General features: G+C 70.3%; 15 protein-coding genes. 7 read left to right on the top strand and 8 right to left on the bottom strand.

The genetic code is table 11. From position 1 onward, the window contains the following. Positions 1 to 20: 20 nt before the first annotated feature. Entirely contained in the window at positions 21 to 4,202 is a 4,182-nt protein-coding gene (locus ABZV58_RS20655) for a TIR domain-containing protein (RefSeq protein WP_355001772.1), read from the top strand. Positions 4,203 to 4,310: 108 nt separating this feature from the next. Here the strand turns inward: ABZV58_RS20655 and ABZV58_RS20650 are convergent, their stop codons facing one another. From ABZV58_RS20650 to ABZV58_RS20630, 5 genes are all read right to left on the bottom strand, one after another. Continuing rightward, the gene (locus tag ABZV58_RS20650) at positions 4,311 to 6,413 is read right to left on the bottom strand and encodes an ADP-ribosylglycohydrolase family protein (RefSeq protein ID WP_355001771.1); all 2,103 of its coding nucleotides are present in this window, start codon (positions 6,411 to 6,413) and stop codon (positions 4,311 to 4,313) included. Between the two features lie 49 nt (positions 6,414 to 6,462). After that, positions 6,463 to 7,626, bottom strand: a complete 1,164-nt coding sequence (locus ABZV58_RS20645; protein ID WP_355001770.1) for a VWA domain-containing protein — start codon at positions 7,624 to 7,626, stop codon at positions 6,463 to 6,465. 105 nt (positions 7,627 to 7,731) lie between these two features. Continuing rightward, positions 7,732 to 10,026, bottom strand: coding sequence for a DUF5682 family protein (locus ABZV58_RS20640; protein ID WP_355001769.1), 2,295 nt, complete (start codon positions 10,024 to 10,026; stop codon positions 7,732 to 7,734). A 301-nt stretch (positions 10,027 to 10,327) separates the two neighbouring features. Beyond that, positions 10,328 to 11,425: an AAA family ATPase gene (locus tag ABZV58_RS20635; RefSeq protein WP_355001768.1), complete on the bottom strand. Its 1,098-nt coding sequence runs from the start codon at positions 11,423 to 11,425 to the stop codon at positions 10,328 to 10,330. Next, complete coding sequence (locus tag ABZV58_RS20630) at positions 11,422 to 14,361, bottom strand: DUF5691 domain-containing protein (protein ID WP_355001767.1); 2,940 nt, start codon at positions 14,359 to 14,361, stop codon at positions 11,422 to 11,424. Before ABZV58_RS20630 ends, ABZV58_RS20635 begins: the two co-directional genes overlap by 4 nt. A 586-nt stretch (positions 14,362 to 14,947) precedes the next feature. Here ABZV58_RS20630 and ABZV58_RS20625 point away from each other — a divergent pair. Next, complete coding sequence (locus tag ABZV58_RS20625) at positions 14,948 to 17,380, top strand: AAA family ATPase (protein ID WP_355001766.1); 2,433 nt, start codon at positions 14,948 to 14,950, stop codon at positions 17,378 to 17,380. A 91-nt stretch (positions 17,381 to 17,471) separates the two neighbouring features. Further along, positions 17,472 to 17,954, top strand: coding sequence for a hypothetical protein (locus tag ABZV58_RS20620; protein ID WP_355001765.1), 483 nt, complete (start codon positions 17,472 to 17,474; stop codon positions 17,952 to 17,954). 95 nt (positions 17,955 to 18,049) lie between these two features. Here the strand turns inward: ABZV58_RS20620 and ABZV58_RS20615 are convergent, their stop codons facing one another. Continuing rightward, positions 18,050 to 18,517, bottom strand: a complete 468-nt coding sequence (locus tag ABZV58_RS20615; protein ID WP_355001764.1) for an NUDIX domain-containing protein — start codon at positions 18,515 to 18,517, stop codon at positions 18,050 to 18,052. Beyond that, entirely contained in the window at positions 18,504 to 19,265 is a 762-nt protein-coding gene (locus ABZV58_RS20610) for a DUF5919 domain-containing protein (RefSeq protein ID WP_355001763.1), read from the bottom strand. Before ABZV58_RS20610 ends, ABZV58_RS20615 begins: the two co-directional genes overlap by 14 nt. 488 nt (positions 19,266 to 19,753) lie before the next feature. On the opposite strand from ABZV58_RS20610, the gene ABZV58_RS20605 reads away from it, so the two are divergent. The 4 genes from ABZV58_RS20605 (at position 19,754) to ABZV58_RS20590 (ending at position 21,305) form a co-directional block, all read left to right on the top strand. Then, the gene (locus tag ABZV58_RS20605) at positions 19,754 to 20,113 is read left to right on the top strand and encodes a hypothetical protein (RefSeq protein ID WP_355001762.1); all 360 of its coding nucleotides are present in this window, start codon (positions 19,754 to 19,756) and stop codon (positions 20,111 to 20,113) included. A gap of 52 nt (positions 20,114 to 20,165) precedes the next feature. Further along, complete coding sequence (locus ABZV58_RS20600; RefSeq protein WP_355001761.1) at positions 20,166 to 20,381, top strand: hypothetical protein; 216 nt, start codon at positions 20,166 to 20,168, stop codon at positions 20,379 to 20,381. Positions 20,382 to 20,519: 138 nt separating this feature from the next. Continuing rightward, a complete protein-coding gene (locus ABZV58_RS20595; RefSeq protein ID WP_355001760.1) occupies positions 20,520 to 20,909 on the top strand; it encodes a YchJ family protein in 390 nt (129 codons plus the stop codon). A gap of 105 nt (positions 20,910 to 21,014) precedes the next feature. After that, positions 21,015 to 21,305 (top strand): SelT/SelW/SelH family protein, encoded by a 291-nt coding sequence (locus tag ABZV58_RS20590; RefSeq protein ID WP_355001759.1) that lies wholly within the window; start codon positions 21,015 to 21,017, stop codon positions 21,303 to 21,305. 12 nt (positions 21,306 to 21,317) lie between these two features. Here the strand turns inward: ABZV58_RS20590 and ABZV58_RS20585 are convergent, their stop codons facing one another. Beyond that, on the bottom strand, positions 21,318 to 21,542 hold the full coding sequence (locus ABZV58_RS20585; protein ID WP_355001758.1) for a zinc ribbon domain-containing protein: 225 nt from the start codon (positions 21,540 to 21,542) through the stop codon (positions 21,318 to 21,320). Positions 21,543 to 21,582: the final 40 nt, after the last annotated feature.

The raw sequence follows: 21,582 nt of genomic DNA, 5'->3' as shown, positions 1-21,582 counted from the left end.
CGGCGCCGCATGATTCCGGTATGTCCAGGGTCTTCCTGAGTCATTCGAGCCGGGACACGCGGCAAGCGGTCGCGCTGAAGGCGTGGCTCGTCGAGGCGGACCCGGGCCTCGCCGACGAGATCTTCCTCGATCTGGATCGGCGGACCGGGATTCGCGCCGGTGTCCGCTGGAAGGATGCCCTGCGGCGAGCGAGCGAGCGCTGCGAGGCCGTCATCTGCTTGCTGTCCGAGAACTGGGACGCCTCGCACGAGTGCAAGGTCGAGTATCGGTCTGCCGAAACGCTGGGCAAGCCGATCTTCGCGGTTCGATTGCAGCCGCTGAAGGGCCGGGACATCACCAGCGAATGGCAACGGTGCGATCTGTTCGGCGCGGGGCCGCACACCTCGATCTCCGTCGACGACGGTCCGCCGGTCGAATTCCGCACCGAAGGCCTGCTGCGGCTGCGTGACGGACTGCGGGCGGCGGGCATCGGCGCGGACACCTTCGCTTGGCCGCCGCCCGACGACCCGGAACGGGCGCCCTATCGCGGCTGGCAGCCGCTGGAAGCGGTGGACGCCGCCGTGTACTTCGGCCGCGACGCGCAGATCGGCAGAGCCCTGACCGCCATCCGAGCGCTTCGCAACTTGGGCATCGGTCAGCTGTTCGTCGTGCTCGGACCGTCCGGGGTGGGGAAGTCGTCGTTCCTGCGGGCGGGTTTGCTGCCGCGCTTGCAACGCGACGATCGCCATTACCTACCCGCTGGAATCGTGCGGCCCCAGCGTTATGCCCTGACCGGTGACGGCGGCCTCGCGCATACGATTCACCGGCTCCGCGTCGATCTGGGACTGCGCCAACCGAGTCTCGGTGTCATCAAGGAGAGCATCCGCGATGTGGCGCGGGTGCGGAACTGGCTGGCCGAGGCGCAGCGGGCGGCGCAAGAGCGAATAGTCGATCCCACCGACGACGAGCCGCCGACTCTCGTGCTTTCCCTCGACCAGGCCGAGGAGCTCTTCGGGGTCGATGCCGACGAGGAGGCGCGGGCGTTGCTCGTCCTCGTCGGCGAGCTGCTCGACCCGCACACCGCGATGTCGATGGTCGTCATCGCGACCATTCGGGCCGACCGGTACGAGCCGCTGCAAACCGCGCCGGAATTGGCCGACGTCGCGGTCCGCCCATTCGACGATTTGAAACCGATGCCGCAGGCGCAGTTCAAGGAGGTCATCTGCGGCCCCGCGCGGCGGGCGCGAGAAGCGGGCAGCAGGCTCGCCTTCGCCCCGGAACTGGTGGACCGGCTGCTCGACGACTGGTCGCACGGCGCGGACACCCTCCCGCTGCTCTCGCTGACGCTGGCCCGTCTGTACCAGGACTACGGCGATGGCGAGATCACGCTCGCCGAATACGAGGCGATGGGCGGCTTGCGCCGCGTCGTGCAGAGCGAGGTCGACGAGCTGCTCGCGGTCGATCCCGTGGTGCGACAGGAACAACTCGCGGTGCTGCGGACGGCGTTCGTGCCGTGGCTGGCCACTGTCGACCCCGACAGCGACCAGCCGATGCGCCGGGTCGCGCGCTGGTTCGATCTACCCGCGCCAAGTCGTCCGCTGCTGGAGAGTTTCATCGCCCGGCGCCTGCTCGTCCGGGACGAGCGCGACGGTGAGATCGTGGTCGAGGTCGCCCTGGAAAGTCTGCTGCGGCAATGGGACGCGTTGGCCGAGTGGCTGCGGATCGAGGCCGCCGACCTGAAGGATGCCGTCAATCTGGAGCGAGCGGCGCTGGCCTGGGATCGCAACGGACGCCACGACGAGTGGCTGCTGGCGGGCAGCAGGCTCGCCGACGCCGAATCGCTGGTCGTCGAACCGGGATTCCGGGACCGGCTCGAGGACGTGCGGGAGTTCCTGTCGGCCTCGCGAAAGCACGAAGACCGGTTACTCGCCGAAGAACAGGAGCATCGGGAGGCCGAGCTGCGGGCGGCCAGGGACCGGCAGGAGGCGGCGGAAGCGTTGGCGGCGGCGGAAAGTCGCGCGAAGGAGGACGCGGAGCGCAATGCCCGCATGTTGCGCAGACGGTCGAGGATTCTGCGGGCGGTGTTGATCGTCGTGGTCGTCGTGGCGGTGGTGGCGGCGGTCGGATTCGTGCGGGCGTTGCGCGCGGAGGATCGGGCACGCTCGAATGCGCGAGATGCGTCGGCGGCGTCGCTGGGCGCGCAATCTCAGCTCATGCTGAGCGAATCGTGGCCGGGCATGAGCGACGACGTGTTGGGAATGCAGATGGCCTTGGCCGCCAGCAGCTTTCCGTCGAAGTCCGATGACCGCTTCGCCGTACTCAATGCGATCCACCAGACGCGCAACGTAACCAAGATTTACGGCTTGAACGGCGCTAGTACATCCAGCGTGAAGTTCAGTCCGGATGGCAGTCGGATCGTCACCACTCGCGGCAACGCGATCGAACTGGTGGACGTGGGAACCTGGCAGCGAATCGGCGATGTCATGACCGGGCACAAGGGCGAGGTGAACGAACTCGCCTTCAGCCCGGACGGCAGGCGCATACTGTCCGGCGGCCGCGACGCGACGGTGCGACTCTGGGATGCGGAAACGCAACACCCGATCGGCGAGCCCATGCGTGGGCATAGCGGGCCAGTCACAAGTGTCGCGTTCAGTCCCGACGGGAGCGCGCTTGTCTCGGGAGGCGTGGACAAGACCGTGCGGTTGTGGGATACCGAGTCACGGCGACCGATCGGCGAGCCGATGTCCGGATCCGAGAAAGAGGTCATATCGGTTGCGTTCGGTGCCGCCGGTCTGATCGCCTCGAGTGGCCTGGACGGCGCGATCCGGCTGTGGGACCCCACATCGCGGCAGCCGGTCGGTGCGATCCCGACTGGCCAGTTCAATGTGAACAGTGTCGCGTTCAGTCCGGACGGCGCCCGGCTCGCCTCGGCGGGCACGGACACGACGATCCAGATCTGGGATCCGCGCACCCGCCTGCCGATCGGCGAACCGATGCGCGGACACACCGCGGTGATCGCAGATGTGACGTTCAGTCCCGACGGCGCTCGACTCGCCTCCGCGAGCGAGGACAAGACGATCCGAACGTGGGATGCGGCGTCCGGGCACCCGGTGGGTGAAGCGCTGCGCGGGCACGAATCCGCGGTCACCAGTGTCGCTTTCCACCGCGACGGGCGACGGATCGTTTCCGGCGGTCTCGATGCCACGGTGCGGGAATGGATCGGAAACACTGGCACCGTGTACCGCGAAGGCCCGGTGATCGGGGTTGCGATCAGCCCGGATGGCAGGCGCATCGTGTCGAGCACGGTGGACGGGACGATCAGCCAGTCGGAGATCGACACCGGCAAACAGGTGGGTCCCGTTGTCCGCGGCGATGCCCTCGAGGGTGCGGTTTACAGCGCCGACGGCAGGCGACTCGAGTCGATCAGCACGAGCCATCTACGAATGTGGGATGCGAATACCGGTGCGCCGGTCGGTGCGCCGATTCCTTTCCCGCCCGAGACGAAGGCAGCTCTCACCAATGGTGATCGCATAGCGGCGTCGTTCACGGAATCGTCCGGTCAGCTGTGGAACCTGCCGTCGATGCGACCGATCGGCCCGTCACTGGACGAAGCCACGGGGGTCCTGTCCGCTGAGTTCAGTCGTGATGGAAAGGTACTCGCGGCCGGGGGCGCGGACTGGGTGGTGCGATTGTGGGATGCGACGACGGGCCTGCGGGTCGGGAAGTCGATGGAGGGCGCGGGGTGGGTGTCCGCTATCGCCTTCAGCTCGGATGGTCGTCGGCTCGCGGTCGGATACTTCGACAAGGCGGTGCGGCTGTGGAACGTGGACACCGGGGAACAGATCGGTGATCCGATGTGGCACGACGGCTGGGTGATGGATGTCGAGTTCGGCCCGGACGAAAAGATACTGGCGAGTGGCAGTGTGGACGGAAATGTCCGGCTGTGGGATGTCGCATCGCAGCGGCAGATCGGCCCCGCGATGATCGGCCACGCAGGAATGATCGCGGACGTCGACTTCACACCGGACGGCGCAAGCATCTTCTCCGCGAGCGCCGACAAGACGATCAGAATTTGGCCGGGGTCGACGTTCGACACCGACAAGCTTTGCGCCAAGATGACTTACAACATGAGCCGGGCGACATGGAACGAATGGGTCTCGCCCGACATCGAGTATGAAAAGGTCTGCCCGGATCTCCCGATCGTGGGCGAAGAAGGTGGGTAAACCACGACCGCCCGCATCGGGCCCATTCAGCGCCCGGCATTCGGTGTACTGAATCGACGACGACTCCAGAGGAATTGGAGATATCCGGCTTCGTGCCGGAGCGGGCCGTCAACCCGGGTAGCGGGCGTGCCATTCGGCCGTGGGCTCGCCGTGCGCGTCGCGCGGCGGGGTCGGGCCGAACTCGGTGCAGTAGTCGGCGGCCAGGCGGTCGATGATGGGCGCGGCGTCGAGCGCGGTGCGCCAAGGTTCGGAAATCGCGGTGCGCCCGAGGCGGGCGCCGAGGATGCTGCCGCACAACGCGCCGGTGGAGTCGCTGTCGCCGGAATGGTTGACCGCCAGCAGGACTCCGTGGCGGAAGATGTCCTCCGGCGTCCCGCCGACGGACTGCGCGCACAACGCCGCGTAGACGGCGATGCCGAGAGCCTCGGGCGCGATCCAGCCGCGGCCGAGTGCGTCGAAGTCCTCCGGCTGCGGCATCGCACTGGTGCGGCGCGCGGTGGCGGCGGCCAGCTCGATGGCCGCGGTGAGCGCCGCGGAGGTCTCCTCGTGGTGCTCGTGGCGGGCCAGTTCGGCGCGGACCCGGTCGAGCGCGGCGTCGAGTTCAGCGCCGCGGCCGAGCAGATAGATCAGCGCGGCCACCGCTCCGGCGGGCAGCCAGCCGCTGGGGTGTCCGTGGGTGAGGGCCGCAGCGTCGCAACCCAACTCGAAGACGTGCTCCAGTGCGTCACCTGCCCGGTCCACGGCATAGCCGAAGCCGCAGGGCACCACGCGCACCGCGGCGGCGCAGCCCTTGGAATCGTTGATCGGCTCGGTCCGGGTGCCCAGCGGGCGGGCCGGTTCGCGCCGCGCCGCCGCCTTCTGCAATGCGGTGTAGGCGGCTTGCGTGATGCCGCGGTATCCCATCAACTCCGGGTGCGCGGCCAGCGCGCTGTGCGGCCGGAACTCCTGCTCCGGGATGGTGACGCCCTGCCCCTGCAACCACACCAGGAAGCCCTGCTGCATCATGCCGAGCGTCGCGCCGCCGATACCGCGTGACCGCGCCCGTACCGAGCCTCTGACGAGAGCCTCGACGGTGAACAGCGTCAGCTGGGTCTCCTCGGAGATTCTGCCCTCGTACGTTTCCGGCGAGCCGGTGATACCCCGTGGGCCGTATCGCTGCCGGATGTGGTGCAGCAGCATGTTTTCCACAGGCGCGCCGAGTGCGTCGCCGATGGCGCCGCCGAGCAGACAGCCGTGCACCACGTCGTCCTGGGTGCGCCGGTTCCTGCGGTATTCGGCCGCGTGCATGGTCACGTCGGGTGCGGTGGGCCGCGCGTGCAGGTGGGCGGCCGAGCCTGAGGTCGGCCGGTCGAACGCGACGCCGGGACCCCTGTCCCGCAGAGCGCGGACGACGTCCTCGGCGAATTCCCCGCACGAGTCGTACCTGTCGCCAGGGTCTTTCGCCATCCCCCTCGCGAGCACCGAGTCCAGGCGCGCGGGCAGCTCCGGCCGCGTCGCGCGCGGCGACGGGATCGGGCCGTGTAGATGCCCGAAGAGCACGGCGGGCAGATTCGGGCCGTCGTACGGTCCCGCGCCGGTGAGCAAACGAAACAGCGTGCACGCCAGCGCGTACTGATCGCAGCGGTGGTCCAGCGGCGCGTTGGTCAGCTGCTCCGGCGCGGCGTAGGCGAGGGTCGCGGTGAGGTTGCCGGTGCGGGTGAGCCCGGCGGTGTCGTCGAGCAGTTTGGCGATGCCGAAGTCGGTCAGCAGCACCCGCTCGTCGAAGCCCGTGCCGACGCCCGCGGAACGGGACAGCAGGATGTTGGCGGGCTTCACATCGCGGTGCAGCACGCCCCTGGCGTGCGCGTAATCCAAGGCGCCCGCGGTCTGCACGACGATCTGCGCGACCCGCTCCGGCGACATGTCGCTCGGCGGCGCCGCGGCGCTGTCCTGACCGTCCACGTACTGCATCGAGATCCACAGCCGCTCGTCCTCGATGCCGCGGTCGTAGACGGTGATGATGTTCGGGTGGTCCAGCTGCGCGACCAGGTCTGCCTCGCGCTCGAACCGCCGCCGAATCTCGGCGTCGTCGAACATCTCCCGGTGCAGCAGCTTCAGCGCGGTCGTCTTCGGCAGCCGGGGATGGCGCGCCGCGTACACCGCGCCCATGCCGCCGCGTCCCAGCTCGCGTTCGATCACATAGCCCGCGAACACCTCACCACGGCGCAACATCCGTGCCCCCCATCCAGCGTGCCGAGACCTCGACGAGTCTAGAACGGCCTCATGGCTTTCCGGCGTTCACGTCGGCCCAGGATCGGACGTCGCCGCGATCCAGCGCCACCGCGAGCAGGTCGGGGAAGCGGTCGGGCGTGCAGGCGAAGGCCGGAACGCCGAGCGCGGCGAGGGCGGCGGCGTTGTCGTGGTCGAAAGCCGGTGCGCCGTCGTCGGAGAGGGCGAGCAAGACGACCACCTGCACACCTGATTCCCGCATGGCGTGCGCCCGGCGCAGCATCTCCGCGCGGATGCCGCCCTCGTAGAGGTCGGAGATCAGCACGAAGAGCGTGTCGGCCGGGCGGGCGATCAGCGTCTGGCAGTAGGCGAGCGCCCTGTTGATGTCGGTGCCGCCGCCGAGCTGGGTGCCGAACAGCACGTCGACGGGGTCGGTGAGCAGATCGGTGAGGTCGACGACCTCGGTGTCGAAGACCACCAGCGACGTGCGCAGCGCCCGCATCGACGCGAGCACCGCGCCGAACACCGAGGCGTACACCACGCTCGCGGCCATCGACCCCGACTGATCGATGGCCAGCACGACGTCGCGCCGCACGCTCTGGGTGTTGCGACCGTAGCCGACCAGACGCTCCGGGACGACCGTGCGGTGCTCGGGCAGGTAGTTCGCCAGGTTCTTCCGAATGGTGCGGTCCCAGTCGATGTCTCGGGCCCGCGGCCTGCTGACCCGCGCCGCCCGGTTGAGCGCGCCGGAGACGGCGGTGCGGGTGTGCGTGGCGATGCGCTGCTCGATCTCGCGCACCACCCGCTCGACCACGGTGCGCGCCGTCGCCTTGGTCGTCTCCGGCATCACCCGGTTCAGGCTGAGCAACGTGCCGACCAGATGCACGTCGGGTTCCACGGCGGCGAGCAGCTCCGGCTCCAGCAGCAGTTCGGTGAGTTGCAGGCGGTCGATGGCGTCGCGCTGCATCACCTCGACCACGGTGGACGGGAAGTAGGTGCGGATGTCACCGAGCCAGCGCGCCACCCGCGGGGCCGAATCGCCGAGACTGCCGGAACGTTTCCCGGAGGTTGGCTCGTCGCCGGTGTTGTAGAGGGCGCCGAGGGCACGATCGACGGCCACGTCGTCGGCGCCGCCGAGTCCGCCGACCTCGGGCTCGGCCGCGGCCCCGAGCACAAGTCGCCACCGGCGTGCGAAATCCTCCCCGGCCTCACTCATGTCCCGCCTCCTTCCGACCGTTTCCCGTCGCTCCGGATGACGACCGAAGGTGACCGCCACGTCGATCGATTCGATGGCGAGCGGTGGGGCCGATATGGGGAATCATCAGGCCACTCCGAGGATCTCGGCGGCGGTACGCATGGCGCGGCGGCCGCGTTCGACATCGACGCCCGCCTGCTCCGGTGCCACGAAACCTGCGGTGTCGTGGATCGCACGGCCGATGGCGCGGCGTTCGCCGGATTCGAAGGCGCCGAAGGTGCGGCGCAGCACCGGCAGCGTCTCCAGGAACTGCTCGTCGTCGAGGCCGCGCAGCCATTCGTCGATGCGGCGCAACAACTCTCGGTCGTGCACCAGCAGCAGGCCGCGGCCGCCGAGGAAGCCGTCGATCCACGCTGCCTTGGAAGCGGGGGTCGCGCCGACCGACAGCGCGGCGGACAGGCGGCGTCCGGAATCGGCGTCGTCGATGATGCCCGCGTCGCTGAGCAGCCGCACCGCGCGGCCGACGAGCGCGCCGTGCACGTCCTCGCGGTCGGCCAGCTTGCGCAGCGCCGCCAGCCAGGTCTCGGTGGCCCACGCGTCGTCGTGAGTGTGGATCGCCAGGTGCGCGGCGTCCAGCTGGGTGCGCAGTTCGGCGGCGGCATCGGCGTCCAGGCCGGTGACGGCGCCGGGCAGACCCGCCGCGATACGGACCAGCAGCCCGTCGGCCACGTGCGCGAGCGCCTTGGTGTCGGTGCCGCGCACGTCGCCGTAGCGCAGCGTTCTGATCAGGCCGGGCAGCGCCGCGAGCAGGTGGGTGACATCGTGATCCAGCGCCGCGACGGTCTCCAGGCGCTCGATGAGCCCGGAGGTCGCGCCGCCCAGGTCGGCGAGCAAGGCAAGTTCCAGTGCGCCCGCGAGGTCGGCGAGCGTGCGGTCGGGCCGCCGCGCGGTGTCCAGGATCTTGGTCTCGGCGGCGGTGCGCAACGTGGTGCCCCAGCGCGAGGCCTCGATGACGGCGACCGCGAACTCCGGGCGCCACTTCAGCGTCCACGTCTCGCGGAAGGTGCCGGTGCTGCGCACCTCCCCGGTGGTCGGCGTGCCCCACTCGACACCGAGCAGCCGCAGCCGGTGCAACAGCCGCGAGCGTTCCAGCTCGCGCTCCTTGCGCAGGTCGAGATCGACGGTGCGCGCGGTCGGCTCCAGCTTCATCCGCAGCCTGCGCACCCTGGCGCGCAGGTCGGCGTCGAGCGGCACCGTCGGCGCGTTCTCCGGCACCGCGCCGAGCGCCTCGCCGACGACCAGCTCGGTGGTCACCACGTGCACCATGGTCTCGTCGCCCCCGCACATCACCGCGCGCACCGCCTCGGTGACCTCGGAGAGTCCGGCCAGCGGTCGTTGCCGCAGCGCGGCAAGGGTTTCCGCGAGCCGGACCGCCTCGATGACGTGCGCGCTGGACACCGGAAGATCGTGCGCGCGCAGCACGCCCGCGACCTTGGTGAGCCAGCGCGCGATCGGCCGGTCGGGTGCGGTGAACAGGTGGTGGTACCAGCCGGGCGAGTCGACGCCCGCGCCGTAGCCGGACGACGCGGCGAGCCGGGAATGGGTGTAGGGCACCCAGGTGACGGTGGCCTTCACCTTCGGCATGCCCTTGAGCAGCCTGGCATCCGGCGCGGCCGGGCCGAGCTTGCCCGCCAGCGCGGGCGCGTGCCAGGCGCCGCAGACCACGGCGAGGCGACGCGAGCCGCCCTTGAGCGCCTTGCGCATGGTCTGGCGCATGTACGCCTCGCGGCGCAGGGTGTGCGCGTCGATCGCGGCCGGGGTCGGTCGACGGCGGCGCGCGATCGGTGCGGCGGATCCGCCGAATTCGTCGGCGGGACCGGCGCTTTCGAGCTCGACCTGTTCGTCCGAGGGTTCGAGGAGCTCGACTTCCTGTGCCTCGTTGTCGGGCGTCTCGCGCAGCGCGGCCATGGCTTCGGTGAGCGCGTCGAAAACATCGATGTCCGTGGTCGATTCGACAACCGCGTCCCACCAGCGTTCGGCGTCGTCGTAACCGGCGGCGGCCGCGAGGTGGGCCAGCGGGTCGACGCTGTCGCCCGGCTCCGCCTCGGCGGCCAGCACCGCGCTGCCCGGCAGATCGCAGAAGCGCACGGGGACTTCGTGTTCGGCGGCGTAGCGTAGCGCCTGCCATTCGGGCGAGAACACGGCGTAGGGCCAGAACGCCGCGCGGGCGGGTTGATCGGGCACGTAGGCGAGCAACGCCACGGGCGGGGCCATGCCTTCGGCCGTGACGAACCCGACCAGGGCATCGGCGTCGGCGGGACCCTCGATGAGGATGGTGTCGGGCTGAAAGTCCTCCAGCGCCAAGCGGAGTGAGCGGGCGGAGCCAGGGCCGTGGTGCCGAATGCCGAACACCCGCGTCACCGCGTCGTCGGCGCTTCGACTTCCCCGCGCACGTGCCCGGCGCGCCGTCCCGTCGGTCGCCCCAGCGGTGCCTGGTGCAATCGCATCCATCGGCCTGGCGCTGTGCGTCGCCGTGTCGGTCGCACCGGCGTCGGACGGCCGCGACGCCGCGGGGTTCGAGACCGGGCTTTCATTCCGGCTCCGGGGGCCCGCGGACACATCCGATGCGGCGCCTGCCCCACACTCGGAATCGGTCGGGCCGGTTCCCGAAAGGGGTGCGCCGTCCTCGGTTGCTCGGTCGTTCGCTGGCTCGTCCATGACCTCAGCCGGTGACCTCGCGGCAGGCGCGGTAGAAGTCCGCCCAGTCCGGGCGTTCGCGCACAACGGCTTCCAGATATTCGGTCCACACGGCGGCGTCGGCCACCGGGTCCTTGACCACCGCCCCGAGCAGCGCGCCCGCGATGTCGGTGGCCCGCAGCACCCCGTCGCCGAAGTGGGCAGACAGCGCGATGCCGTTGGTCAGCACCGAGATCGCCTCGGCGGTGGACAGCGTCCCGGAGGGCGACTTGAGCTTGGTGCGGTTGTCGGCCGTCATGCCCGAACGCAATTCGCGGAAGACCCGCACCACGCGGCGCACCTCCTCGGCCGCCGCGGGGACCTCGGGCAGCTCCAGTGCCGCGCCGAGCTGGGCCACCCGCCGCGTCACGATCGCGACCTCGTCTTCCTCGTCGGCGGGCAGCGGCAGCACCACCGTGTTGAAGCGGCGGCGCAGCGCGGAGGACAGCTCGTGCACGCCGCGGTCGCGGTCGTTGGCGGTGGCGATCACGTTGAAGCCCTTGGCCGCCTGCACCTCGCGGCCGAGTTCCGGTATGGGCAGCGTCTTCTCGGACAGCACGGTGATCAGCGCGTCCTGCACGTCGGACGGGATGCGAGTGAGTTCCTCGATCCTGGCCAGCGCTCCGGTGCGCATCGCGGTCAGCACCGGTGACGGGACGAGTGCGGCGTCGCTCGGGCCCTCGGCGAGCAGTCTCGCGTAGTTCCAGCCGTAGCGGATGGACTCCTCCGCCGTGCCGGAGGTGCCCTGCACCAACAGCGTGGAGGAGCCGGAGATCGCGGCCGAGAGATGTTCGGACACCCAGGTTTTGGCGGTGCCGGGCACGCCGAGCAGCAGCAGCGCACGGTCGGTGGCCAGGGTGGCGACCGCGACCTCCATGAGGCGGCGCGGGCCGACGTACTTCGGGGTGATCACGGTGCCGTCGTCGAGCGTGCCGCCGAGCAGATAGGTGACCACCGCCCACGGCGAGAGCCGCCAGGAGGGCGGGCGCGGGCGGTCGTCGGCGGCGGCCAGCGCGCGCAGCTCTTCGGCGTAGGCCTGTTCGGCGTGCGGGCGCAGCAGGGTGCTGGCTTCGGTGCTGGTCACGGCAACTCCTCGAGCATGTCCGAGCGGTGGGTGAGGTCGGTGGCGAGCTGGTCGAAGGCGCGGGCCCACGCCACATCGTCGCAGCGCTGGGCGATCGAGGCGACGGTGGCCGCCGCGTCGACCGGCAGGTGCACCGCCGCCGCGGTGAGCAGCGATCGGTGCGCGGTGGGACCGGTGCCGTGACTGCCCGCGCGCTGGGCGGCGAGGCGGGCGCGCTCGAACAGCAGCAGGATCACGTGTTGTGCCAGCGGCTGCGGCCACGGGTGCGGCAGGGCGGGCAGCAGCGCCTCCAGTTCGGACAGCCAGGCGCCGTCCAGGCGCAGCAAGTGCCGGACGCGCTCGTCGACCGGAAGCAGGGCGAACAGCTCGCGGCGGCGCAACAGCGCGGTATCCGAGGGCACGCCGTTGGCGAACAGTGCCGCCGCCCAGGACGAAGCCTGTTGCGCCAGTGCGGCATCCACCCAGCCGTCGAACAGCGGCTGGCGGAACCGGTCGTCCACCGCGACCCGGACGGCCTGCTCCGGCGCGCCGAGCGCGGCCGCCCAGTGCCGCAGCGGTGTCGCGGCGACCAGCTGACGCAGGCGTCCCGCGGTGACGTCCGGGACGCCGTTCCATCGGTAGCTGAATTCGACGGCGCGATCGGTGATTCCGTCGCGGCGGACGTCGGCGTCCAGCGGGTCGGGCAACTCGATCGATAGCCGCGTGCGGTCGGCGTCCACCGCGATCCAGTCGGCGGCGCGCCGCAGCATTCGCTCCGCGAAGGCCGAATCGGGAAGCAGGGCAAGCAATCCGGCGGCGGTACGGCGCACTTCGGCTCGGCGGTCGTCCAACGCGGTCTCCAGCAGCGGCTCGTCGGCCGCGCCGATGCCGTCGGCGAGGACGGCGAGCAATTCGGCCTTCACCTGGCCAATTTCCGTTGCCCACGTGTCGGTGAGCGCCGCGCGCGCGGCGTCGGCGTCGCGGGTGCGCAGGCGGGCGAGCCAGTCGCGCCGTTGCGTGGTCGAGCCGTAGCGCCAGATCTCCTCGGAGTCGGTGTCGACGACGAACTTCGACAGCAGGTTTCGCCACTCGGGATGCCATTGCGCGAGCCAGCGCCCGCGTTCGCCCGCCAGTCGCAGCAGAGGTTCGCGCAGCAGGGACTGCGCGTCGGCGGATTCCAGCAACTGGGCGGCCAGCGCGTCGGGCGCGCGGAAATCGTGCGGCGCGGCCGCTTCGAACCATTCGGGCAGGAAGCGAGACCGGTCGCGCAGCATGTCGGCGAGGCGCACGGCGGCGGCGCGGGGGAGCTGCGCGCGATCGTCGTCGGGGGCGGGTGGCGGCACGGTGGCCTTCGGCGGGGCGATCCCGCCGCGTGCGAAAGTGTCACGCAGCGAGGCGGATTCGAGCAGCAGGAAGGCCGGGTCGGTGCGCAGGCGAGTGGCGGCGGCCGCGACCGGCGCGGGCAGCCGCGCGGGATCGAACGTCCGGCGCGCGGTGCCGAGCAGCGCCGCCGAGATCAGGTCGTCGGTCGCGCCGCTCGGCGCTGTGGAGTCCCGGTACAGCGCTGGCTCGCTCTCGAGATCGGTCATCTCGCCCACGGCGAACACCGAGATCGGGACGAGTCCGTCCACGGTCCACTCGCCGAGAACTGTCACCGGATGCCCCCCGGACACCGCGAGCAGCGACCACGGCTGTTCGCCGGGCGCGAGGGGCAGCGCCGCACCCTGGGCGTCGACCACCTGCCAGCCCGCGTCGGTGATCACCGGAATCACGTTGCGCAGCAGTATCGGCCACGAACGCAGCCAAGGGTCCGCGCCGATGGCCGTGGCGTGGGCGTCCAGCGCCTGGCGGACGGTGCTTTCCGTGGTCGGCCCGGCTGTGGTTCCCGCCGTCGCGCCGTCCGCAGTGGGAGGAGCAGGGGGAGTAGTGGGAGCGGCGGCAGCGAAGGCGTCGGCCGTCGGACCGGCGGGAATGGTGGTGAACGGTTCGTCGGTGCCGTGGCGCTCGCCCCACAGAGCGCGCAGGGGCGCGGCGCCGGGGTAGTAGTGCAGAGTCGCCTCGGCCATGTGCCCGAGGACGGGGGCGGTCGAGGGGAAGGCGGGTACGCCGAAGGCGTGGTCGACGAGCAGCGCCCAGCGGTGGGTGCGGCGGCCGTAGAGCCAGGTGCGGCGGGTGTAGAGACGGTCGTCCTCGGTGCTGCGCACGCCGAGGGTCATCCACTGGTCGCGGACTACCGGTTCGGCCCGCACCGCCTCGGCCGGGTTGGGATAGCCGATGTGGGTGCGGACACTGGCGCGCAGGGCGGGCGGCAGATCGTCGAGGCGACGGTGCGCGGCGACGAGCAGGTGCAGCCTGGCGTATTCGCGCAGCACCGGCTCTGGCCAGTCGGCGCGGGTCGCCATGATCAGCGGGAGCCTGCGCAGCGCACCGGCGACGCCGGGGGCCTGCGCGTCCACCATGCGCGCCGCGATCGTCTCGAACGCCTGGTAGGACCGGTCGGCCTGGGCGAGACCGGTGCGGACCTGGTCGCCGAGCCAGATGTCGAGTTCCTCCAAGCCCGCGGTCACGCGCACCCGCCGCTGCTCCGCGGTGGCCGGATTCGCCGTGCGTTGCGCGGTGGGCTTCGGGGGATGGGCCGCGCGCCACGCCAGCCATTCCGCCGCGAAGTCCGCGACCTCGGCGGTGGGCGCCACCGCGCCGCGCGACCAGAGCAGCAGCAGCGAGAGCGCGTGCTTGCACGGCGTCTTGCGACTCGGACAACTGCACGAATACGCGGGGCCGGACAGATCGACGATCGTCGCGTACGGTTCGGGCCCGCTGCCCCGGCACCGGCCCCACACGGCATCCGCACGGCACCCGGTGTCGCGCCAGCGGTCCGCGAGGGCGCGCGCCGCCCCGAGCGAGCTCGCGTCCGGCGCGAGCGCGCCGACCCGCTCCTCGGGCCACGGTGCGTTCATCGGGCGGCGCCCGAACGTCCGTGCGTCATCCTCGTCTCCCGTTTTCCTCGTTGTTCGATTTCTACCCGAGCCCGCCGACAGCTCCACAGGTGCCTATCCCTGTACGCCAACCAGATGCCGCCCGCCCAAAACTCCAGGCGCGGCCGAAGCGGAGACGGAGGTACGCCCTTGTGTGCGTAGCCGGACGAGTTCGCTCGAAGCCGCGCGCATGACGGGAGCGCAGGTGGAGGTTCTATTGCCCGGAAGTCGCTGCGCCGACGCCGGATTCGTGGCCATCGAAGTATTGCGCCGAATTGCGTTGTCTGGCATCCTGTTCTGTTCGGCTCCGTCCGAGCCACCCAAATCGGGTGACACACCATCGAGCTGCCCGCCGGGGTTGGCCGAGGGGTGGACATCGAGGCGCGGCCGAGCCCGTTCGATGGCCATATCCATCCCCGCCGGGCAGGTTCGCATCCCTTCCGTTCGTCCACCGCCGGTGGGCCAAACCCGATGTGATCGGGTAGCGTTTCGCTCAGCTTTCGACGGTGACACCGCGCGCGAATGCGGGAGGGGCGCGTCGCGGTGCGGTGTGTAGGGGGTTTTTCACGTGTGCCCGAAGCCCGCGGTCGACACGACGGCGGAGGCCGTACCGCGCCTGACCGAGGTGGTGGCGCGTCGGCTGAACGAGGACCCGTCGGTCACTCCGGACGTGGCGCACGCCGTGCTGCGCGCGCTGGGCGCCATCGATTCCCACGATCGGGCAAGCGAATTCGACGACTCGGGCATCTTCCTGCGCGCGATCCGGGTGCGCGGCTTCCGCGGTATCGGCCCCGAGGTGACGCTGGATCTGCCGCCCGGTCCCGGCCTCACCCTGGTGGTCGGGCGCAACGGCAGCGGCAAGTCCAGTTTCGCCGAGGCCGCCGAGCTGGCGCTGACCGGAGGCAACCGCCGCTGGGAGGGTCGCTCTGCCTCGTGGCGCGAGGGTTGGCGCAACCTGCACGACGGTGACACCGCGCGCATCGAACTGGAATTGCTCACCGGCGGCGAAGATCCGGAACTGATCATCGCCAAGGAGTGGTCGCCGACGGCCGAGCTGACCGACGCGCGCTGGAGCGAGCGGCGAAAAGGTGGCGCGACAAAGGAATTCGACGCCGGACGCTGGACGTCGGTGCTCGAGCTGTACCGCCCGTTCCTGTCCTACAGCGAACTCGGCACCCTCGTGGACGGCAAGCCGAGCGACCTGTTCGACGCGCTGCACCAGCTGCTCGGCCTCGACGAACTGACCTTGGCGCAGGATCGGATTCGCTCGCGCCGGCTCGAATTGGAGCGCGCCGCAAGGGATTCCCGGCAGGAGCGGATCGACCTGCTCGCGACCATGGAGACGCTGGCCGACGATCGCGCGGTGCGGATGGCGACCCTGCTGCGCCCGGCGCAACCCGACCTCACCGCCGTCGGCCGCGACATGCTCGGCACCACCGACGGCGCGGACGGCCCGGAAGGGCTGCGCGCCATCGTGCGGCTCGCGCTGCCCACCGAGGCCGAGGTGGACGCGGTCGCCACCCGTCTCGAAGCCTGCGCGGCCACGCTGGCGCGCGATTCCACCGCCGACGCCGAGGCCGACTGGCGCGTGTTGCAGCTGCTGCGCCGAGCCCGCGAGCACGCGGCGGCGAGCGGGGACTGCGCCTGCCCGGTGTGCGGGCGCGGCCGACTCGACGAGGAGTGGTCGCGCCACGCGGACGTCTCCATCGCGCGGCTCTCGGCAAGGGTCGACGCGCTCACCAACGCACGCGACGAGCTGCGCAACGCGGTGCGCGCCGCGCGGGCGCTGCCCGAGCACGTGCCGCCCGAACTCGACTTCGATCCGCGCAATCCGCCCACCGTCGACACCACCGCGGTGCGCAGGGCGTGGACGGAATGGGCAGCGCTGAGCGGCGCGGAGTACTCGCCGGAGCTGCCGGATCGGTTGCGCTGGGCGCACACTCGCCTCGTCGACGAGCTGGAACTCGTCCAGCAGGGCACCCGCAAGGAGCTGGACCGGCTGGACGAGGTGTGGGCGCCGCTGGTGCCGCGGATCGCGGCCTGGCTGGACGGCGCGCGCGAGGTGGCGATGCGGTCGGGCGAACTGCGCACCCTCAAGCGCGCCGAGGACTGGCTCAAATCGGCCACCGCGGGTCTGCGCGATGAGCGCATGGCTCCGCTGGAGACCACTGCGCGCTGGGTCTGGCGCACCCTGCGTCAGCAGAGCAACGTCGAACTCGGCGCGATTCGGTTGCAGGGCAACGCGGGAACCGCGCGCCGGGTGCTGCTGGACGTCACCGTCGACGAGGTGGACGGCGCGGCGCTCGGCGTGATGAGCCAGGGCGAGCTGCACGCGCTCGGCCTCTCGCTGTTCCTGCCGCGCGCGACGGTGGAGGACAGCCCGTTCCGCTTCGTCATGATCGACGACCCGGTGCAGGCCATGGACCCGGCGAAGGTGGACGGTCTGGCCAGGGTGCTGGCGTTCGTCGCGTGGACGCGGCAGGTGGTGGTATTCACCCACGACGAGCGGTTGGCCGAGGCGGTGCGCCGCATGCAGCTGGATGCCTGCGTGCTGGAGGTGCAGCGGCGCGAACGCTCCGTGATCGAGGTGCGCACGTCCAGCGATCCGGTGCGCCGCTACCTGGACGACGCGCGGTCGCTGGTGCGTACCCCGCAGCTGCCGCCCGCCATCGCGGACGAACTCGTCGCGACGTGCTGCCGATCCGCGCTGGAGGCGGCCAGCTTGGCGAGAGCCCGGCGCGAGCTGTTGGCGCGCGGCATGAACCACCGCGAGGTGGAGCGGCACATCGAGGGCGCGCAGACCACCCGCGCGATGGTCGCGCTCGCGACGATGGGCGTGGGCTACAACGTCGACAACCTCAACAAACACCTTGCGCGCGAAGGCAGGTGGCTGGTCGGCGCGCTGCGCGACGTGACGGCGGGCGCACACGTGCCGATCGATCGGGGGATGCGCGAACTGATCTCGAACACCGAACGATTCATCGCCTGGATGGGCCGGTGAGCGAGCGCAGCGCGCCGTCGCGCGCGAGGCAGCGCAGCGGGCGCGGCGAAGTTGTGTGCGAGCGCGTCGCGGTCGGTAGCGAGGCCGAGTCGTGAACGAGCGTCGGCGGCAACGGGACCCGCGGAGGCGTCCGCCTGCCCGGTCGCACCGAGCCAAGCCGAGGGCGCCGCGACCGACCGTCGCCGAGCGGCTCGACGCGGTGGACCGCCTGCTGGACGGCGAGGTGACCGCCGCTGGCGGGGTGTGGTCGCGAGCGACGGCCTGGATTCTGCGGCTCGCGCTCGAGCAGGCGGTCGACGAACTGTGGGCGCGCCGCGCCCCGGAACTGGCGCGCTGCCCGATGCGCGCCCAACTGCTCGCGTTGCGCGTCTACGCGGGACCGGAGACCGGCGCCCAGGTGGCCGCCGTCTGGGCGGCACTCTCCCGCGCCGCCCACCACCACGACTACGAACTCGCCCCGAGCGTCACCGAACTGCGCCGCTGGCGCGAACAGACCGCCGCCATCGCGGGCGTGCTGGCCAGAGTCGGCGACGGTGGTTCCGCCTGGGTGCGTACCGAGATCACCCCGGACTGACCGGCCCCCACAGGTACGGGCTGGTTGTGCGAGGTGCGTACAGATCGTCCGCACACCAGCGCCCGGACGCCGGATATGCGGCCACAGATGTTCGATCAGCGAACGACCGGAAACTGCCCGGAGCGCCAGTCATCGACGCGGCGCCGGATACTCGCGACCATCGGCAGGTCATCGATCTCCTCCGGCGAGAACCACGCGACCTCGTGCGACTCGTCCGAGACGGCCAGCTCACCGCCGACGGGCCGACCGAGCAGACAGATCGAAAACTCTTGGCGCACTTCGCCGTCGTCGTAGGCGAAGACATGGCCCGGGTTCGTGTAGGTGCCCACGATGCCGGTGATCTCGATATCGATCCCGGTCTCTTCGCGCGTCTCCCGGATCCCGCAGCCCGCGAGGGATTCGCCGAGTTCCATCTTGCCGCCGGGCAACGCCCACATGTCGTTGTCGAGCCGGCGCTGCAACAGCAGCTGGCCCGCGTCGTTGACCACCACGACAGATGCGGCGGGGACCAAACTGTTCGGCTCTGGCGCGTCCGGGTCGTCCTCGTAGTCACGGCGTCCCACTGTGCGTCTCCTCCCAGATGCTTCGCCCGCGGCTCCAGAGCTCCTCCACGTGATCGTGGAAGCGGTCGAACATTCCCTCGTCTTGCTCCCGCCGGATATGCAGCATGGGCGAGTCGTGGCCGACGCGACGAGCCAGAATCGGCGTCACGATCATGTCGTTGTCGAATCGGAAGACCGACAGGTTGACGTGCCCGATTTCGTACCGGGCCTCGATGCCGTCGATCCCGCGAAGCTTTTGCAACTCGCCGACTGTCACGGCTATGCGTGTGGCGAGGGTGAGCGGGACGCTCTCCTCGCGCTCTCGTTCGCGGGTCACTTCGCTGTTCGGGTCGCCGATCAGAAACCGGATGCGGCACCCCTGTGTCGCTTTGCGGCGCAGCAGATTACCGAGGTTGGCGTGCTCCAGCCACAAGAAGTAGTTGGTGTAGCCCGCGAAGGTCAGCTCATGTTTCGACTTGGTGATGAGGTTTCGCCACAGCGAGGCCGGTGCGGCCGATCGGTATGGGAATACCGAGACGATCTCACGATCTGCGCCTGTTTTGATGGTCATTCGCACGGCTGAAGGCCACAAATCTGCCTCCTCGACTCCGAGGGTTTCGCAGACCGTCCATCGGTGCCGAGCGTGCGGCAGGCGCGTCGGATTGGCGATCCATCGGTGAACGGTCTTGATATCGACGTGACACTTTTCTGCAAGCTGTTGGTCCGTGACCTTGGCCAAGGACATCGCTTGCCGTAGGGACTCGTTCACCGTACTCCCTCCTGCACGTGCGGGACAGTACGGACATTAGCTGCGAAACGTCCGAAACGTCCCGCAAACGCAGTAGGAACGACCGCAGCCGCGATGAACCCTTGACCTGTGCCATCAAGTCACATCAGCAGTGCTTCCCCGAAGCAGCAGAAGTATGCCGCTCTGCCGCAGCGGATTCCGGGCGATGCCGCCGATCCGATGGGTGGCTACCAACCGCTCCCCGCCGAGTTGGTGAGGCGGTACGCGCTTGCCATCGCGCGCTGGGCAGCGTCACCAGGGACAGGACATAGGGAGGAAGCTCGATGAGAGGTCCTGAACGGGATTCGGCTGTCGCGCAGCCGGATGCGGACGTCATCGCGACGGCGGGCGCGGGAAGGCGAGCTGCCGATGCGGCCGACGATACGCTCGCGACGCGTTGCCAGTTCTACCGCCGAGTCTGCGGGTTGCCCGCATTCGTGCAACCCGACTACGGACGTATCGTTTTCTCGGTGGGCGCGGTCGGCGCGATCTCCATGCCTGCGCAGCTGGGAGCGCAGGTCCGAATTGCTCTGCGGGGTAAAGGGCTTCCCGGAGTGCCGATCGTGTCGCATCCGCGGTCGAAGCGGTGGACGTTTCTTTGTGAGCCGAACCTTCCGGACACGTCGCTGTACTTCACCGAAATGTTCCGCCTGAACGCAACAATCGCGAGCCTCGGCGCCCACGTCGCCCTCCCGACACCCTCGGTGCTCAGCGACGCGTTCCGCACGTGGGTGGTGCAGCCGACCAACGCGCTGCGGCCTTCCGGGGAGGAACTGGTGGAGTCGATCAGGCGGCGCGCTGAATGGTTGGCGGTCGCTGGCCGTGGCTGACCGAACATTCACCACGCGGGAGGCTACCGCTGCCGGGGGCCGTCGACGGTCGGTGACCTCTGCCGCTTCGCCGTTGCCGGGCGAACCGGACGTGCACCTGAGTGTGTTCTTGCACGGAGTGCGCATGGACTTCGCCGCCTGCCTGACCGCCGCCCTCGTGTTCGTCAGCGAGCACCGCAGCCGCCACTACTTCGACGCCGTCACTGTCGACCCCTGCGCTGAGGGCTATCCACGGTTGCCGAACGAGCGGTTGTACCTCCAACCGTGATCGCCCACTCGAGAGCCACGTCCATCGGTCATGGCCGGACAGAGCTATGCATTCCTCGCTTGCACGGTCACGGTCGGGATGCGGCGCGGCAGCGCGGGCAATGCAGGGTGCGGGACGCGGGTAGCGGAGAATCCGGGTATGGCTGATACGCAACAGTGTCCGTGCCGTCGCGGGGAACCGTTCGAGGAGTGTTGCGGTCCGGCGCTTTCCGGTGTGCGCCCGGCGGCGACGGCGGAGGCGCTGATGCGTTCGCGCTACACCGCGTTCGCCGTGGGCGACGTCGATTATCTGCGGCGGTCGTGGCATTCGCGGACCAGGCCGAAGCGGCTCGAGCTCGATCCCGGGCAGCGGTGGCTGTTTCTGGAGATCGTGCGCACCGAGCGCGGCGGGCCGTTCGACGATACGGGGACCGTCGAGTTCGTCGCGCACTACCGCGCCGAGGGTGGGCGCGGCTCGCTGCACGAGGTCAGCCGGTTCGTGCGGGAGGACGGTGCGTGGGTCTACCTGGACGGTGTCATCGAGCCGTGAGCGGTGGCGTCGGGCATCGTCGCCGGTGCGGGGCGTGAGCCGCGCGCCCGGCATCAGCTGCGGTCGAAGCGCGCGCCCGACGACGCTTCGGTAGCGTCCACCCCTATGCCACGTGTTGCGATCGAGTACTGCACCCAGTGCCGCTGGCTGCTGCGAGCGAGCTGGATGGCGCAGGAGCTGCTGAGCACGTTCGCCACCGACCTGGGCGAAGTAGCGCTGATCCCCGGCACGGGCGGGGTGTTCCGGATCACCGTCGACGGCGAACAGGTGTGGGAACGCAAGGCCGACGGCGGTTTCCCCGACATCGCCGTGCTCAAGCAGCGGGTGCGCGATCGCGTCGCGCCGGACCGTGACCTCGGCCACGCCGACCGGCGCGAGACCGGTGACTCCGACTGAGCCGTAAAGGCGTCAGCCGCAGCAACCCCCGCCGCAGCAGCCGCCACCGCTCGGCGGCGGCGCCGAGACCTGCGGCGCACCACCGCCACCACGACCGACCGTGGCGAACGTGGTCAGCAATTTCACCGTGTCGTCGTGGCCCTGCGGGCAGGCCGCCGGGTCCGACGACTGGGCCATGGGGCGATTCACCTCGAAGGTGTCACCGCAGCTGCGGCACCGGAAGCTGTAATTCGGCACCGGCCCAGGGTAGCGCGCGGATCACGGATGACGCGTCCGC

Source organism: Nocardia sp. NPDC004654, from assembly GCF_040609595.1.
Taxonomy (GTDB): domain Bacteria; phylum Actinomycetota; class Actinomycetes; order Mycobacteriales; family Mycobacteriaceae; genus Nocardia.
The sequence above is the reverse complement of the archived record's forward strand: the minus strand, read 5'-3'. Positions and strand labels throughout refer to the sequence as shown.

Excerpts from the sequence above, each read along its gene's own strand:
- ABZV58_RS20595 (WP_355001760.1), top strand. The coding sequence starts at position 20,520 with ATGGCTGATACGCAACAGTGTCCGTGCCGTCGCGGGGAACCGTTCGAG.
- ABZV58_RS20630 (WP_355001767.1), bottom strand. The coding sequence starts at position 14,361 with ATGAACGCACCGTGGCCCGAGGAGCGGGTCGGCGCGCTCGCGCCGGAC.
- ABZV58_RS20655 (WP_355001772.1), top strand. The coding sequence starts at position 21 with ATGTCCAGGGTCTTCCTGAGTCATTCGAGCCGGGACACGCGGCAAGCG.
- ABZV58_RS20645 (WP_355001770.1), bottom strand. The coding sequence starts at position 7,626 with ATGAGTGAGGCCGGGGAGGATTTCGCACGCCGGTGGCGACTTGTGCTC.
- ABZV58_RS20590 (WP_355001759.1), top strand. The coding sequence starts at position 21,015 with ATGCCACGTGTTGCGATCGAGTACTGCACCCAGTGCCGCTGGCTGCTG.
- ABZV58_RS20650 (WP_355001771.1), bottom strand. The coding sequence starts at position 6,413 with ATGTTGCGCCGTGGTGAGGTGTTCGCGGGCTATGTGATCGAACGCGAG.